Source organism: Paenisporosarcina antarctica (genome assembly GCF_004367585.1).
Taxonomy (GTDB): domain Bacteria; phylum Bacillota; class Bacilli; order Bacillales_A; family Planococcaceae; genus Paenisporosarcina; species Paenisporosarcina antarctica.
This window is the reverse complement of sequence record NZ_CP038015.1, coordinates 768101-784871: the sequence shown is the minus strand read 5'-3', so window position 1 is coordinate 784871 and position 16771 is coordinate 768101. Positions and strand designations below refer to the sequence as shown.

The window sequence follows — 16771 nt, the reverse complement described above, 5'->3', positions numbered from 1 at the left end:
TAATTAAGACAAACCTTTATTGTTAAAGTATTTTTTATACTTACGATAGTAATTTAAATTATTCAACGTTAACTTTGCCCATCGCTTTGGATTGAAGTCTTTTTTGTAAAATAAATGATTCGTGAATTTTCCTGCAGCAATTAACTCTTTTGCTTCCTGTTTAAGTTGATCGTTTTGTGCGTACTTAAATAATACTCCTTTTGGAATAATCATCCAGAGATGCTTGTCTTTCGCATACGTCAACGTTTGTGGAATATTAAGCATATGATCATCTGCCACATACTTCATCAGGTTGTGACCACTTGCAGTAACATAGTAACTACTTCGACCATTTCGCAAGTTAATCTCAAATAACTTGTATTCACCATCTCGTAAATCAAGCTTCATATCAAAGTTTGCGAAGCCAATGTAGCCGATATCTTCTAAGAAAACACGCACTCGTTCAAGTAATGCTTCATCAAACGTATTAATGATAGCTGCATAACTTCCGATGCCTTCAGGTGAATGCTCTTCTAAAATCGGGTTACCCAAAGACATGAGTTTGACTTTTCCATCTTTCCCTACATACGCATTTAAAACACGCATGTAAGAATCGTCTCCCGGAATAAATTCTTGAATCGTTAAATTATCTTTGTAAGTTGATTTGTATATCGCTTCAATGATGGCATTCTTTTCTGTTTCATCATGTGCCAAGAAAACTTTTTTCTTTCCTGGGAATGAACAATTCCAATACTCGACAGAGTTAGATGCTTTAATGATGATTGGATACATAAAGTCGATGGTAAATGAGTCCTTTGTTTTAAAGGTACAAAGTGATGTCTTTGGATAGGCAAATCCGTACTGCTCACAAATATTATAGAAATTTTCTTTTAACACGATACGATCCATTAATTTTTCATCAATGTATGGTACCGCAAAATGTAACTGTAATTGTTCTTTATTTTGGATAATTAATTTAGCATAATCGTCTCCACAGGCTAGGAGCAATAGTTTTTTATCCACATGTTCACTTGCAACTTTTAAAAGAGCTGGAACGAACACATCTTGTTCATTTAAATTAGGAATAACTTGAAAATCTAAAATTTTGCTATCTTGTGTTGCGGATAAATTCATACGGCCTAAAACGAGTGGTTTTAATCCATAAGCTTCATGAAAAGCACGTGCCATTCCGTATGCGTTCATATCTGAACCAAGTAATATAGGTAAAAACGAATGATTTGTTGTCATGGTATATATCAACTCTCTTTTCCAAAACATATTGTGTATTTATATTAACGTGAATTATAGCTGTAACCGAGCATTCACTTTTCTATTTAAATGGAAGCTATAGCATGAGGATCTAAGTTCTAGTTACTAACGAATGAATAAATAACACCCGTCAAACAAATAGCATATACATATTAGTGCTTCAATGAGAAATTATATCATTTTTCGAGCAATAGTTTAAGCGTGTCCTTCTAACTGTTTAAATATTTGCTATTAATTTATCTATTAAAAGTTGATATAACTGCTTTCCTTTAATTTTGAAAACGTCTTATTAGACTAAATCGACAATAAGTGTCATGATTTGATTTTCCATCCATTTTCGTTTCATCTAGTGGGTTCATGATGATAAACTCATTTAACTCTAGACACACACGATGGTTACCCAATTTGTCTTATGTTAAAACTTTTCTTGACCATATTTGGAAGACTTTTATACACTATATAACCGATGCAAGCCCCTAAAGTATTTAGCCATAAGTCATCTACATCACTACTGCGCATTTGAGGAAGTTGCAGTATTTCAATAGCTACTGATATAAGAAATGCAGTACCGATTGCTCGCCAAGCTCGACCAAACTTTCCCCATAATAATGGAAGAAAAAAACCTATAGGGAAGAACATCACAATATTTCCAACGAAATTAATTAAAAAAGGTTGCCATAAGTCCAAGTATTTGATTGCATTATAAGTCTCGGTTAATACCCGAAAAGGCTCTAGATTAATTGCTTGATGATTCCCGTTAATAAATTTCACTTCCCCTCCCTGGCTACTTACAGCAGGTAATATAGTCTGAGACAGCAAGCCAACAAGGAACATAAAAAACAGTGTAATGCCGAACTCACGTAAAATGTTCGTTTGCATTTTTAATCGCTTAATTTGAAAAATACGTACCGCAATAATGCCTGGTAAAATTAATACCATATAGAAACCCATATCTTGTATATACCGAATTATCGAATCCATAATCCACCCTTTATCTTTTCTGTAGTCCACATAATTTTAATCTCTTTTATATTATCATCAAATTTAATTAATATTAGTTCCTTATTCTTCTCGTATTCATATCACAAGAAATGGATATTCTATGACTAGATAAGAGCAAATTTTAGGGGTATCTATACTATATATTATATAATAAGCTTGGAAGCCGATAAATTGAGCTTTCAAGATGGCAAGTAGTGCTAAAAAACAAATGAGTGAAGACCGGTGCATTCTAATGTACGCTGAAGTTGACAACGCAATGCGCCGCATATTAGAAGCTGAAAGGAGTGGAAATAATTATGCGTTTCCTAAGCACCATCCTCACATTACTTTTTGTCGCCTATTTAACAAGCCCACTCTGGGAAAAGCCGGCAAGTGACTATGTGGACGTATCCTTTTTAGATACGATTGATGCACAAGTAATTAAAGGATATGAATTTTTTAAAAATCAACCCTTTATTGAAAATACGATAAATGATCTTTCCAATACAGTAACTACATTACCCGCAAAGCTAACAAACGAAGTTAATAAATCTACTTATGATCCTGTTACCCAATTAGAAAAACCAACATTAGCGACGCCAACTGATGGTTTATTTTCAGTTCATAACATTCAAGTTGGGGACAAATTGGAGGCAGTAAATAATGAACTAGGTAAAGCAAAGCGTACGACATTAAATGAATATGGGTCTAAGTGGCACACCTTTCATACCAATTACCAAAACTTTTTAATGGTATCTTTTGATGACTCTTCGCGAGTGAATGGTTTATTCACTAATAACGATTTAATTGCCTCTTCTTACGGAATTAAATTAAATAGTCCTAAGACAGTTGTTCAAGAAACGTTAGGCCAACCGCTCAAACATATTCAGAAAGATAACATTAATTATATTTTAAATGATCATGGAGAAATGGAAACATTCTTAATTGAAAATATTTATGTGACCGTCTTTTATGACGTTCATGAAAACAATACCGTCACAGCTATACAAATCATATCGGACAGTTTGGAAAACAAAAAAAATTCTTTATACGGTGAAACTAGTGATGCATTGCGAGATGGGTTTGAGTTTCAATTATTTGATTTAACAAATGCCGCCCGTGTTCATCACAAAGTTCCTCCCGTGAAATGGGAATCAACGGTTCGAGGGACAGCTTACAAACATAGTCTAGATATGGCGAGTCAAAATTACTTTAATCACACCAATTTAGCTGGGCAATCTCCTTTTGATCGTATGACTATGGACGACATTAATTATTCAGTAGCTGGTGAAAACTTAGCATATGGTCAGTCCAGCAGTATTTTTGCACATGAGGGATTAATGAACTCTATTGGCCATCGCAAGAATTTATTAAAACGTGACTTTAAATTACTTGGCGTGGGTGTGGCTTTTAACGATGAAAATCAACCTTATTTTACAGAGAACTTTTACACACCGTAATTCATGAGTAGCCTGCCAATGATGCCGCTCCTTGTAAGAAAGTACCCGCATACAGTATCGACAAAGGTTTCCGGGTCCCTTTGGATGCTAACCCACTAAACCATAACCTCCAGAACGAAAGACGCCGTTGAAGTGACTTTATCACTTCAACGGCGTCTTTCGTATAGCCAATCCTATGATGTGTTGCAATCTCCATGGACATAGTCAATTGAATACTAATCACGAGAACATCGCACTTTGTCTGTTGAATTATTTAACTGATTAAGTTGTTACTTTAACCCTTAATGCTTCACGGACTTTCCTGTAATTCAGTAACAGACGAAAGAAAGGAAATATGAAAAGTCGTTCCAACTCCGAATTTACTTTGCACCTTAATTGTTCCTTTCATTGCTTTTACTATACTGAAAACAACCATTATACCAAGACCTGTTCCTTTTGAACCTTTCGTCGAATAGTAGGGTTCCCCTAATCTTACAACCTCTTCCTCAGTCATACCTAGGCCTGTATCCTTAACTTGTATTGACACATTATTTTTAGTGAAAACTGTCTCAATGGATAAAACGCCACCATTTGGCATTGATTCAATTGAATTTTTCATAACATTGATAAAACATTGGTGAAATTTCTGACGGTCCCCTTTAATCAATCCACAAGAAGAAAACTTGGTCGAAACTTCTACAGAATTTAAATTAGCTATAGGTTGAAGTAAGTTCAACACATGATGAAGCTCAACATGCACATCGATTTCTTCCACTAATTCTATTTGTGGTTTTGAAAAGGTCAAATAATCTTGTATGACTCTTTCGGCAGATTCTAATTCTCCTTTTAGAATGGCGAGGTATTGGGTTCTATCTTTACTTTCAATTGAATCATCTTCAAGAAGTTGAACAAAACCCATTGCAGATGTTAATGGATTACGAATCTCATGAGATATTGCCGCTCCCATTTGCTCCACTGCTTGTAATTTTTCTATCTTTAACAAGCGTTGTCTTAAAAGAATATTTTTTTCAATAACCTCCATGATATAAGAAATCATTGCAACCCCAAGTGGCGGGATAAAAAGGTAGGCTACCCAGACATCCAGCTTATTATTATGTAGATTTAGAATTTCGAGAGTAACTAATATGATCAAACTTACCAGAATAGTTATACCTACTGAAAAAAGTATTCTGTATTTTGAAGATAGTTTTAAAAACCATGGATAGATACACCATATTAAAAAGCTAAATAAACCATAAAATATTAACGAAGAAAAGAATCCAATATCGATTCCGTGAAATCCTCTAGTAATTATGATAAATAATCCTAAAACCGGACTTAGTCCAAGATAAAGACCTCCTACCATAAATGGAACAATTCGCAAATCTAATATTAATTCTTCATTTAATTGGTATGAAAACATAAAACAAAGTATTGAAGATAGAATAAAATATGATAAAGCTGTGCCCTTGTTCAAACGCCCATTTCCTGATTTCTCAGCCCACATAACACAAAAGAAAAGCAATACGATCATTAAAGACAAATTAAATAAAAAATGCTTTGTTAGTTCCAAGAGCAATACCTCTTCTAGTTCTTTTAGGAAAATATTAACTTAAAACTATTCAATACACAAACATTTTTGAGTTTTCAGAAAAAAATGCCAACATTATCATGTTGACACGACTTGATTTTGTGAGAATTTAAAAAGTGAAATTAAGTAAGTTTCTCAATGAACACTACTTTCAAATAATTTCCTTCTTTAAATTCATCTATTGTTTTATAGTCTTCAGGTAAAGAAAATTCTTCTCGAATTTTATATGTACTGCCTGTTTGTTTAAATGCCTTTTCAATAAACCCTTTAAATTTAGTCATTCCAAACGTACTGCAGTTAGATGACGCGACAATGACTCCTTTTTTCTCAGTAATCGAAATAGCTTGCATTAGTAAGTCGGGATAATCTTTTCCAGCACTAAATGTATGCTTTTTAGAACGTGCAAAACTTGGAGGGTCTAAAATGACCAAATCAAATTTTAATTGTTTACGTACTGCATATTTGAAGTAATGAAAAACATCTTCCACCATGATATCTTGCGCCTCAAAATCAATGCCATTTACACTGAACTGCTCAATCGTTTTACTTTTACTGCGGTTAGCTAAATCCACACTCGTTGTTCTTGTTGCTCCACCTAGTACTGCGGCAACCGAAAATGCCCCTGTATAAGAAAATGTATTTAACACACTCTTTCCTTTTGAATAAGAATCATGAATCGTTTTACGAACGTCCCGTTGGTCTAAAAAGATTCCGACCATAGCACCATCATTTAAATACACGGCAAAATTAATGTCATTTTCTTTAACAAGTAAAGGCTCAGGTGCCTTCTCTCCTGAAACAAAATCATCATCTTCCATGTAAGTTCCTTGTGATGCAAAGCGTTTCTTTTCATATAAACCTTTCACATCGACTAATTTTGTTAATGCTTGAATAATGTCGTTCTTAAACTTATACACACCTTCACTATACCAACTAATAACATAGTAACCCGCATAAAAATCTATCGTACATCCACCAACTCCATCGCCCTCTCCGTTAAACACACGGAATGCTGTGGTTTTTGGGTTATTAAACAAAGAAGTGCGATGTTCAATTGCTAGTTTCAATTTCTTTTCAAAAAACGTCACATCGAATAGTTCATGTTGATTTTGACTTAACACCCATCCTCGACCTTTGTTTTGTTTGCCATAATAACCTTTTCCTAGAAAGCGTTGATTATCATCAACTAGCTCAATGATTGTACCTTCTTCTTTTACGTCTTTCATGTTGAGAATTGCATCTTCTGTTATGAGTGGATAGCCTACTTTAATATTTTTAACAAAAGAAGACTTCACTTTAAGCTGTATATTTTTTCCCACGAAATCACCCAATCAATTGTTTTTCTCTATTCTACATCTGTTTCTACTGAATATCATTTATGCTTTCTAAATCCCAGTGAATTTATGTGCTTTATTCATTTCTTTAACCATACAATGTAGAAATATTTATGTTCTAGGAAGGAGAATAATAAAATGCCGATAAAACCTAAGCAACTTCAATCAGGTGACACTATTGGAATCGTTACATTAGGTAGTCCTATAAATGCTACCACGATTAATGAAGGCATTGCTACATTAGAAAATATGGGATTTAGTGTTGTTATCGGAGACCAAGTATATAACTCTAATGGATTCCTAGCAGGTACCCCTCTAGAGAGGGCATCTGATTTGATGGCTATGTTTGAAAATAAAGAAGTCAACTGTATCTTACCAACTAGAGGAGGAACTGGAGTCGCCAGTATCCTTCCATTCCTCAATTTCTCTGTGATTGCTCAAAACCCGAAAATTATTTCAGGTTACAGTGATATAACTGTGTTACTAAATGCGTTGTATGAATATTCAGATTTAATAACATTTCAAAGTTTATTATTGCTTGATTTCAATAACCGAACGCCTGCTTATAACTTTAATCAATTCTTTGCTGCTACTTCTGCTATAGCGGCACCGTGGGAAATTACTAACCCTCCTGGCATGCCCTTTGTAAACAAAGTATCTGGAGATGTAACGGGTCCTATTGTTGGAGGAAACCTTACTTCTTTCGTTGGCACGTTAGGCACCTCTTTTGAAATAAATACCGCAGGAAAAATCTTGTTTCTTGAAGAAACTCATGAACCAATCAACACCGTGTATCGCTACTTAAGTCACTTGAAATTAGCAGGGAAATTCGACGATTGCTTTGGCATACTAATGGGGGAATGCACGAGTTGCGAACCTTCTTACGGCGTCACATACAATGAAATCATCGATGAATTTCTAGTACCATTAGGAAAACCTTTAATCAGCAATATATCTTCAGCACATGGTCTCTTTAAGGCAGCTATTCCTATTGGAGCTAGTGTAAACATGAATACGGCTGAACTTACATTAACTGTTATGGAATCCGTGGTAACTCCATGAATTAAGAACTAAAAAACCGATTGCAGAAAGCTGCAATCAGTTTTTGTGTTTATTTTCTTATTTTTTCAACAAAGAAGCCCATTCATTTTCTAACCACTTATCAAAGCCTGCTCCTTTTTCACCTTCGTAAGCATCATATACGTCGAGTCTCATTTTTTTGAATTTCTCTTCGAACTCTTTAAAAGAATGATCTGCTGGCAAACTCTTTTTAATACGAAGCAAGATTTTAGAGGTCCCTTTTATGATGTCGAATTTTGTTTGCTTAGGTTGTTGAACATCTTCTCCTAAGCCTTTAAGCTGACGATAAGCAGCCTCTTGCACTTTAAACACCGGGTCTTTAGTCATTCTTGTCGTTAGGACATCGATGACTTTACTATGGTTATACTGACCTAGCTCTTCTACTGCATCAAAACGCGTTCTCCAACTAGACGTTCGGTTCGCAGCTTTTTTTAGTTCATTGTAATTTTCTGGTAAGTCATTTTGTACTTTATTAGTCAATTGATTCAATCTCCTTTTATATAAAAATCCATTTGTGGACAAGAAAACATTCATGCATGGAACAGAATAATCCTTTAACAAGTATTGTACCATTATCTGACCAATGACATACTCGGTTTCGTAAAATGAGATTATTCAAACCAATTGATGAGCTATAAATGCGGTATTCAATCAAATTTTATTTGTTTATAATTTCTTTCAGCTCTGACCAATTAGTAATTCTTGGAATCGTCAAATGTTGATTATACGATTGATTCATAACATACACTTTCAACGAATCATTCGAAAGTGTGTTCAAAACATCTGGCTTGTCATCAAAGTAATAATCTAACTTTAACTCTTGAATGATTTTCACCTTGTCCTGATCTTTCATGCCACAGAAAAATTTCTCTGCTTGTACAGGAAAACCTTGTTCTATCAACCATTGTTTCGTACGTTCTCCATGCTCGCTAGGCCTAGCTGTTATATAGTAAATTTCATGCCCTTGCTTACTTAGTTCTACCAATGTTTCTACCGCATCTGGATAAGGAGGGCAGGATGTGTAGTAAATCTCTTCTAGGGAGCTGTTCCACATGTTAAAACCCTGCTCTGCCGTAAGACCAAATGCTTCATGAATTTCAACTTTTTTTATTTCATGAAAAACATCAATAGGGATGTTTTTGTTCAAGTTTTTATTATAAATATGGAAGGCATGTTCTCTTAGACTGATCAGTGTATCGTCGATATCAAAACCAAATTTCATACTAGTATCCCTCAATTGCTTAATCATATTGTGTAACTTGGATAGCCGACAAACTTAAAATCTTTGCCTATTTTGATGATATCTGCGTCCAGTAAGTCAACCGCGTCTGCCATTTTATCGATTCCTGATCCTTCTAAAAATGTAGGTGCTTGTTGTCCTCCGATTAGTTTTGGTGCAATATAAATAATCGCTTTATCGATTAGTTTATTTTCTAAAAAGGCTGCATTAATCGTGCCTCCACCTTCAATTAATAAAGATGAAATTCCTTTTTCACCCAAAATTCGCATGACTTCTTTTGGGTTTACCTGCTTCGAACCAGAAGTTGGAAATACAGAAATACTCATGCTTTCTAACAACGATTTTTTTTCTATGTCGAAGTTCTCGCTAGTAAAAATCCATGTGTCAGCCAATTTGTCTGTAATGACCTTACGATCTAGTGGTATTTTTAGCGTAGAATCTAAAATAATACGAACTGGGTTACGGCCGTTTGCAATTCTAGTTGTTAACTCTGGATTGTCAGCAATTACAGTGTTCACTCCAACTAAAATTGCCATATGCTCATTTCGTAGCTGATGGACATCATGTCTAGCTTCTTCAGATGTAATCCACTTACTATTAGACGAATGTGTTGCGATTTTACCGTCTAATGTAATTCCTGCTTTTAATGTAACGAAAGGTGTCTTTTTCACAATGAACTTATTAAACACTTCATTCATTTTTTTAGATGATTCTTCAAGAACACCCACAATCACTTCAATCCCTGCTTCTTCAAGGATTTTTACGCCGTTACCTGATACTACGGGGTTTGGGTCAAGAGTCGCAATGATTACTTTTGTTATTCCAGCTTCCACAATGGCTACTGCACATGGACCTGTTCGCCCATGATGAGAGCAAGGTTCAAGTGTGACATAAATCGTTCCACCTCGTGCGTTCTCTCCTGCCATACGAATTGCATGAATTTCTGCATGTGGTTCTCCAGTTTTCAAATGCGCACCTACTCCAACAATTCGATTTTCAGTGACAATAACAGATCCTACAAGAGGGTTCGGGTCTGTTTGCCCTTTCATCGCTTGCGCATTTTTTATAGCTAAATCCATATAAAATTCGTGGTTAGTCATTTGGACAAGTCCCTTCATCTTCTACCTCTAGATGCCCAGAGCGTTTAATTTTTGTTTGCAAGTATGCCTCGTTAAATTCCGAAACATCTCCCCACAAAGGTGTACGTCCTGAAATTGGGAGGCCAGCGTCAATTAATGCGGCTAGTTTTTTAGGATTGTTCGTCAACAGCGTTACTGGTTTCGAACGTAATGTTTTTAAAACTTGAATGGCATCATCATAGTTACGAGAGTCATCAACAAAACCAAGACTTTCGTTCGCTTCGACTGTGTCATACCCATTCTCTTGAAGAATATAAGCCATTGCTTTACTAAATAAACCTATTCCTCTGCCTTCATGGTTAGCTAAATAAATTAGAGCACCTGCTCCATGGTCCACGATCATTTGCATTGACTCTTTGAGTTGATAGCCACAGTCACATCTCTTACTTCCGAAAATATCCCCGGTATGACAGATTGAATGCATTCTCATTAGGGCGTCTTCTTCATGTTCAAAATCACCATAAACGAGAACACTTGATTGCTGAAATTCTGCTAGGTTTGCAGAAGATAGTTTATCGATGATTTGATGAATATCTTCTTTTTCTTCTTTCGTTTGCAACCAACAGTACCATTGAAATACGACGGTTTCCCCAAACAAATTAAGGGGTAGATTTATTGGCCCAACTAAATATATAGAACCTTGACTTGAATGTATTAATTGAATTTTATCCTCTAACACTGCAAGAGCTTGTTTTGAAACAGTTTGTACTTTACTCATGTTAATATCTCCTTTTTGAAATCTCAATAAAAAACTAAAACTAACAAAGTTTCTTTTCCTTAAGGTTACTTTATGTAAGTAATTATATTTTTGTAACTTATAGTTGTCAAGTAAGTTAACTACAACGTCCTCAAACTCTCTTTATCTTTTAATTATCGTTTCGTTATACACTTTATCTTTTACTTAATTTCAGTTTATCAAACTCATTAGGTTTCATTAAGATTGAATCGGTTCTTTAACACATTCAATCAATACAGAGCAAGACACTTCGCTTTGTAAGCATTCTTACGATTAATAAGGCCTGAATGTTACACCCCGACACATAAAGGTTTTCAGTCCCCTTCTGACGCTTTACCTGCTGTACCTTTATATATATAGAATATGGAGGGTGGGCTTGTGATTTCGACACTTCGCCCACCCTTCTTATAAGATCATCTTACTAAGAAGGCTCTGTTAAAGAATAATAATGTTGATGATATTTGATACCTATACCTATCCGAAATCCAACTATGAATAAAATGAGAACAAATATGGGAGAGTGTGAGGTTAAAAAGGGGAAAGTTGGCAATACGGCACAAGATAAAGTAATAGAATACTATCAGATTATATATAATGATTGCGGGAAGAAATGAGGTGATTGTATGTTAAAAAAACTCAGAAAAATTAATATGAAAACGGCTGTATTTATGGCGATTAGTTTTTATTCTTTGACAATCTTAATCCATGTCCTTATTATTAGCGGCATTATTCCATTGTCATGGGTTAATGGTGGACGGTCTGAATCCTTCGCTACTCAGCTACCAATATCTATTTTCAATACCATTATTTCTATTATTGGAGGAGTATTTACGCTAATGGTTGGCGGAAATATGTTATACAAATACAAAAGAGGAATAACCGTTATATGTTGGTTTTTTGTTGTACTTTGGTCTTTTGGGTTTATACAACAATTGTTAGGAACACCTTTTGAAAAAATGGTTTTTTCGTTAATATTGCTTCTTGGAGTCATCGCGAACTTGCGTATTGCGATTGAAAAAAGATAGCAATAAACACTTATTATTAAAACATAAAACAAAGGGCTTTCTAATAATTCCCTTCTATAAAAATAGGTGTAGAAAAAAAGAGTCTTTTTTCTACACCTATAATTTGAACATTGCAACCAGTTTATAATTGTCTTTGAAAGACGGCAAGAAAAACATGTGCTCCTGCGGTTACTCGCAATATCTTTCCAACGGGAATAGCGTGAGCGTGAAGACCCGCAGGAGCAAATTGGAACGAAGATTAAGAATGCCACATCGTGTTGCAACACCTTCATGATAAACGTCCTATTGGCCTTAGGAGGCTGAGTCATGGCCGAAAAAACGTCTGGCTGTTTTCTGTTTCTGCATCGCTGCGCTAGCTTCGAATCATGTAAGGTCGTTGCAACGGAAATCAACCTCTACTAATAATAAAAAGGAGTTGCTCCATTTCAGGAACCAACTCCTTTTAATCAAACATATAAAGTTTATGCCTTTACTTTATTAGCAGCACGTTCTTCAGATTCTGCTACTATGACGGCACAAGCTGCATCACCTGTAATATTAACCGCAGTTCTAGCCATATCAAGCAAGCGATCAATCCCAATAATTAAGGCAATTCCTTCAACAGGTAAGTTAACTGAGCTCAAAACCATAGCAAGCATTATTAGGCCTACACCTGGTACACCTGCTGTTCCAATACTTGCTAAAACAGCTGTCAATACAATTATCACCAAAGCTGTAAGCGTTAACTCAACGTCGTACACTTGAGCGATAAAAACGGTTGCCACACCTTGCATAATGGCTGTACCATCCATATTAATTGTTGCGCCAAGAGGTTGTACAAAGCTAGAAATCGATTTTGGAACCTTAAGATTTTTTTGTGCAACACTCATAGATACTGGTAACGTTGCATTACTACTAGATGTACTAAATGCAACACCCATAGCTGGTGCAAAACCTTTAAAGAATTGAAGTGGATTTCTTTTTGCTAAAATCCAAATTGCTGAACCATATGTAACTCCTGCATGAATAACCAATGCAAGTAAAACTACGCCCATATAAAGACTCATTGCTTTAATTGCATCCACACCTTGCATCCCAATCGCAGAAGCAAGAAGTGCAAACGTACCATACGGAGCAAATTTCATGACAAGGTTTACTAAATACATCATAATTTCGTTTCCTTGTTCAAGAACTTCTTTCACTCTTGCTACTTTCGAACCTAACATAGTTAAAGCTAAACCAATAAAAATGGCAAACACAATTATTTGTAACATGTTTGCTTCAGCAAATGCTTGTGCTGGATTCTTTGGAACAATGTTTAACAAAGTTTCTGAGATTGGTGGTGCCTTTTCTCCACTGTATTCTAATTCATCGGTATTGAATGTACCTGCATTACCTGGTTCAAGAACAAACGCTAAACCTAATCCGATAACTATTGCAATTGTTGTAGTTACTAAAAAGAATCCAATAGTTTTTAATCCAATACGTCCTAACTTTTTAGGGTCGCCTAGTCCTGCAGTTCCTAAAGCGATAGAGATGAAAACAATTGGCACAACGAGCATAGTGATTAGATTAATAAATAATTTTCCTATAGGAGTAAAAATATATGTATCTAAAGGAGGGAATAAATCTGGTGCAAATAAATTTAGCACCACTCCTGTTATTGCGCCTAAAATCAATGCAATAACAATTTTAATTGATAAGTTCATGATAATACCCTCTTTCTTATGTCAAACTAAAGAATGAAAACTCAAGATCTAAGATCTAGAATTCATAAGTTGCTGTCTATGTCTTATGATGATTGTATTCAAATTTAAGTATTATTCGACTGTATTCTACTTTATTCGATTTTAATAACGCTGTAAAGAGAGCATATTTGACTAGTACACATGTTGAAATTCCTAATTAAATAAAAAAGTTGGTTCAATGTATGAACCAACTTTTTAAGATTAATTTATACTTTACGTACTTTAATAGAAAATAACACTCCTAAAGCCACTCTTCTTCAGTTATATCAAAATTCTTTTCCACCCACAGTAACGCTTCCTCAACTGATGCTAGCTTATGGTCATCTTGAATTACCCATTCTCGATCACACATAAATATATAGTACTCATCATCCTCTTCATACTTTGCAATGGCTAAGGCGGTTATTGATATTTCAATTATTGAACCATCTTTTTCTTCAAAAAACATACTACTTAAGTTTTTATTCGTATCATTTTTTGTTTGTTTAATCACTTTCGCGCCATCAAGTTCACTTATTATATCCATTGGCTCTGTCCTCTTTTCATCTTAAATTAGTTTGAATTTATCTTATCACTTTCATAAAAAGACTTCATATTTAAACGTGAAACCAATGCATTATTAGATTTCTGGAAGCTGAAAGACCAGAAATCGTTCGTTTTCATTTTGTTCGTACAAGCCTGGTATAGTAATATCTTTCAGTAATTCGAAAGTTGTTCTTGTTTCTAGAAACTGGACATACTCTGTCGTTGGGTAGTACAAAATCAAGTCGATAGGTCTCTTATGTTGATCGACTGATTTAAGAATATTCCCGACAACATTCATAAATATTTGAACTGAAAAAGGATTGAAGAAATAAAACACATTATCCCTTGAATCAATTTCATACTCTTGAGCAAGGCATCTTTCAAAGTACAAAGAATCTATCCTTTTTTTTCCTTTCGGATCATAGTTATCGAGATTTTCAAGTGCATCCTGGTAGAGCTTGCCACTCATTTCGACCCCGACAACCGATACTTGAGCATGGTGATGGACGTAAAATGGAAGACGTCCTTTGCCACATCCAAAGTCCACGACTCTATCTGTCTTTTTTAGTTCATAGTTTTTAAAAAATTCATCCAATGCCATGTAGGGTGTTGCTTCATAGCGATTATAATGAACTGATTGATTTAACACCTCCAGGGTACCAACGGTCTTTATACGAAGCAATCGATCATTTTCTTTTTCACTCATAAACAATACCTCTATTTTCTTAATCTTTGTCTCAATATTAACAATGCATTTTGGCTTCTGCCTGCTCCCAGGAAACGGTATATCCTTTTCCTTTTGAACAAAAAACCGACGATGAGCTATACTCAGAATCAGCATTTTTATTGTAAGCGATTCTCTCTATTACTTGTTCTTCGTTATGGCATCGATCATAACCACCAAATACCAGATTGAGCATGCCTTTTCCTTGTGTATAAGAAGCAAGCTCCGCAGCGTAATACATGAAGGTTGACACAGGGACTTTGCCAGTCAATATCGCTTTATTTCCTTCTGTTATTGGTGAATCAAAACTGCCATATGCGATTTGAATATCTGATAATACTTTCCCCATTTGATGGAGCTCTACTTTCACTTTGAAATTGTAAAACGGCTCAAGTAATTGGTTTGACGTTTTTTCCAAACCTTGTCTCAATGCTCGGTATGTAGCTTCTCGAAAATCACCACCAGAAGTATGCATATTATCTGCTCGCCCTGTTAATAGAGTAATTTTCACGTCCGTTATGGGTGAACCTGTCAATACTCCGTTATGTGCTTTTTCAAATAGATGTTGTCGTACTAAGTTTTGATTACCAACAGATAAATCATTTGCATGACATGTATTATTAAATGTGATTCCACTATTTCTCTCAGAAGGTTCTATTTTCAGATGAACCTCTGCATAATGTTTCAATGGCTCAAAATGACCATACCCATTTGTCGTCGACTCTATCGTCTCTTTATATAGAATTTTAGGCTCCTCAAATGATACTTCAAAATGAAACCGCTCCATTACTAGCTGTTTCAATATTTCTAATTGAATAGTCCCCATAACATGAATATGAATTTCCTGTAATGGCTCTTCCCACCTAACATTTAATGATGGATCCTCCACATCTAACATCTTAAAGCTTCGTAAAGCATCTTTTATATGCACCAATGGGTCTATAACCACTCTGGACTTTAATGTGGGTATCATTTCATACACAGCTTTTTCGTGTAAAGTTCCTAAACCATCACCCGTAAATGCATTTGATAATCCGATAACAGCAAATAATTCCCCGGCATTTACATGATCAACCATTTTAAATTTACTTCCATTATAAACTCTAATTTGAGTAATTTTTTCTATAGTTCTATGCTCATCATTCCCATAAGTTAATTCATCTCGCACACTTAGAGTACCGTTCAAGGCTTTAATAAAAGTAATTCTTGTCCCTTTGTCGTCATGACGAACTTTATAAACTCTTCCGGAAAATGCTTCTTCATTTGAATAATGTGTAGAGGTTAATTGATGTAATTTATCTAAGAATTCGATTACACCTATGTCTTGTAAGGCTGAACCATACGAACATGGAAAAATTTTATTTTCTTTAATCATTTCTTTTAATGTCTTTATCCATAAATCCTTTTGATATCCTTCTTCTATATAATAGTTCAACAGCTTTTCATCTCGCTCGGCTACGAACTCAATGAGTGCTTCCGTCATATTATCTTGTTGAAAAGAGTCAGTTATATCGTAAACATTAGCTGTCAAATCTGAATGAATTTCTTGCAGAACGCTTTCAACATCTGCAGCTATTCGATCTATCTTATTGATAAAGAAAAACGTAGGAATATTGTGTTTTCTAAGTAACTGCCAAATCGTCGAAGTATGTCCTTCTACGCCTTCAACAGCACTAACAATCACTATGGCATAGTCCATCACCTGAATTGAGCGCTCCATTTCAGGTGAAAAATCCACATGACCTGGATTATCTATTAAATAATATGTTGAATCCTTATAAGAAAAAATTGCTTGATCTGCAAATATTGTAATACCTCTTTGCCTTTCAATATCATGACTATCAAGAAAAGCATCTTTGTGATCCACTCGACCTCTTTGCTTAATACTTTTTGTATGGAAAAGTAATTGTTCAGCAAAGGTTGTTTTACCTGCATCAACATGCGCAAATATACCAATCGTTTTATTCATACTGCCACCTCAC

Annotated in this window: 15 protein-coding genes; 3 read left to right on the top strand and 12 right to left on the bottom strand. The window is 35.0% G+C overall.

Annotated elements, in window-relative coordinates; translation table 11 throughout:
• Positions 1-3: 3 nt before the first annotated feature.
• Together E2636_RS03840 and E2636_RS03835 are read right to left on the bottom strand one after the other, a co-directional pair.
• Positions 4-1227: a carboxylate--amine ligase gene (locus E2636_RS03840; protein ID WP_134209068.1), complete on the bottom strand. Its 1224-nt coding sequence runs from the start codon at positions 1225-1227 to the stop codon at positions 4-6.
• Between the two features lie 417 nt (positions 1228-1644).
• The gene (locus E2636_RS03835; protein WP_243840726.1) at positions 1645-2259 is read right to left on the bottom strand and encodes a VanZ family protein; all 615 of its coding nucleotides are present in this window, start codon (positions 2257-2259) and stop codon (positions 1645-1647) included.
• 287 nt (positions 2260-2546) lie between these two features.
• On the opposite strand from E2636_RS03835, the gene E2636_RS03830 reads away from it, so the two are divergent.
• Positions 2547-3689: a CAP domain-containing protein gene (locus tag E2636_RS03830; protein WP_134209067.1), complete on the top strand. Its 1143-nt coding sequence runs from the start codon at positions 2547-2549 to the stop codon at positions 3687-3689.
• Between the two features lie 289 nt (positions 3690-3978).
• On the opposite strand, the gene E2636_RS03825 is transcribed toward E2636_RS03830, so the two are convergent.
• Both E2636_RS03825 and E2636_RS03820 read right to left on the bottom strand, forming a co-directional pair.
• Positions 3979-5241 carry an ATP-binding protein gene (locus E2636_RS03825; protein ID WP_134209066.1) on the bottom strand — a complete coding sequence of 421 codons (1263 nt, stop codon included), beginning with the start codon at positions 5239-5241 and terminating at the stop codon, positions 3979-3981.
• A 140-nt stretch (positions 5242-5381) separates the two neighbouring features.
• Positions 5382-6578 (bottom strand): class I SAM-dependent rRNA methyltransferase, encoded by a 1197-nt coding sequence (locus tag E2636_RS03820; RefSeq protein WP_134209065.1) that lies wholly within the window; start codon positions 6576-6578, stop codon positions 5382-5384.
• Between the two features lie 153 nt (positions 6579-6731).
• On the opposite strand from E2636_RS03820, the gene E2636_RS03815 reads away from it, so the two are divergent.
• Positions 6732-7655: a S66 peptidase family protein gene (locus E2636_RS03815; RefSeq protein ID WP_134209064.1), complete on the top strand. Its 924-nt coding sequence runs from the start codon at positions 6732-6734 to the stop codon at positions 7653-7655.
• Between the two features lie 57 nt (positions 7656-7712).
• Here E2636_RS03815 and E2636_RS03810 read toward each other — a convergent pair whose 3' ends face one another.
• From E2636_RS03810 to E2636_RS03795, 4 genes are all read right to left on the bottom strand, one after another.
• Complete coding sequence (locus E2636_RS03810; protein ID WP_134209063.1) at positions 7713-8153, bottom strand: HEAT repeat domain-containing protein; 441 nt, start codon at positions 8151-8153, stop codon at positions 7713-7715.
• Positions 8154-8331: 178 nt separating this feature from the next.
• Complete coding sequence (locus E2636_RS03805; RefSeq protein WP_134209062.1) at positions 8332-8922, bottom strand: 5' nucleotidase, NT5C type; 591 nt, start codon at positions 8920-8922, stop codon at positions 8332-8334.
• Positions 8919-10013: a bifunctional diaminohydroxyphosphoribosylaminopyrimidine deaminase/5-amino-6-(5-phosphoribosylamino)uracil reductase RibD gene (ribD, locus tag E2636_RS03800; RefSeq protein WP_134209061.1), complete on the bottom strand. Its 1095-nt coding sequence runs from the start codon at positions 10011-10013 to the stop codon at positions 8919-8921. Before ribD ends, E2636_RS03805 begins: the two co-directional genes overlap by 4 nt.
• On the bottom strand, positions 10006-10770 hold the full coding sequence (locus E2636_RS03795) for a GTP cyclohydrolase II (protein WP_134209060.1): 765 nt from the start codon (positions 10768-10770) through the stop codon (positions 10006-10008). The genes ribD and E2636_RS03795 overlap by 8 nt, the downstream gene beginning before the upstream one ends.
• Before the next feature lie 641 nt (positions 10771-11411).
• Here E2636_RS03795 and E2636_RS03790 point away from each other — a divergent pair.
• The gene (locus tag E2636_RS03790) at positions 11412-11813 is read left to right on the top strand and encodes a hypothetical protein (protein ID WP_134209059.1); all 402 of its coding nucleotides are present in this window, start codon (positions 11412-11414) and stop codon (positions 11811-11813) included.
• A 461-nt stretch (positions 11814-12274) separates the two neighbouring features.
• On the opposite strand, the gene E2636_RS03785 is transcribed toward E2636_RS03790, so the two are convergent.
• The 4 genes from E2636_RS03785 to E2636_RS03770 all read right to left on the bottom strand — a co-directional run bounded on the left by E2636_RS03785 (position 12275) and on the right by E2636_RS03770 (position 16758).
• Positions 12275-13501, bottom strand: coding sequence for a dicarboxylate/amino acid:cation symporter (locus E2636_RS03785; RefSeq protein WP_134209058.1), 1227 nt, complete (start codon positions 13499-13501; stop codon positions 12275-12277).
• 280 nt (positions 13502-13781) lie between these two features.
• Positions 13782-14066 carry a hypothetical protein gene (locus tag E2636_RS03780; RefSeq protein WP_017380685.1) on the bottom strand — a complete coding sequence of 95 codons (285 nt, stop codon included), beginning with the start codon at positions 14064-14066 and terminating at the stop codon, positions 13782-13784.
• A gap of 93 nt (positions 14067-14159) precedes the next feature.
• Positions 14160-14771: a class I SAM-dependent methyltransferase gene (locus E2636_RS03775; RefSeq protein ID WP_134209057.1), complete on the bottom strand. Its 612-nt coding sequence runs from the start codon at positions 14769-14771 to the stop codon at positions 14160-14162.
• Between the two features lie 37 nt (positions 14772-14808).
• Positions 14809-16758 (bottom strand): GTP-binding protein, encoded by a 1950-nt coding sequence (locus E2636_RS03770; protein ID WP_134209056.1) that lies wholly within the window; start codon positions 16756-16758, stop codon positions 14809-14811.
• Positions 16759-16771: the final 13 nt, after the last annotated feature.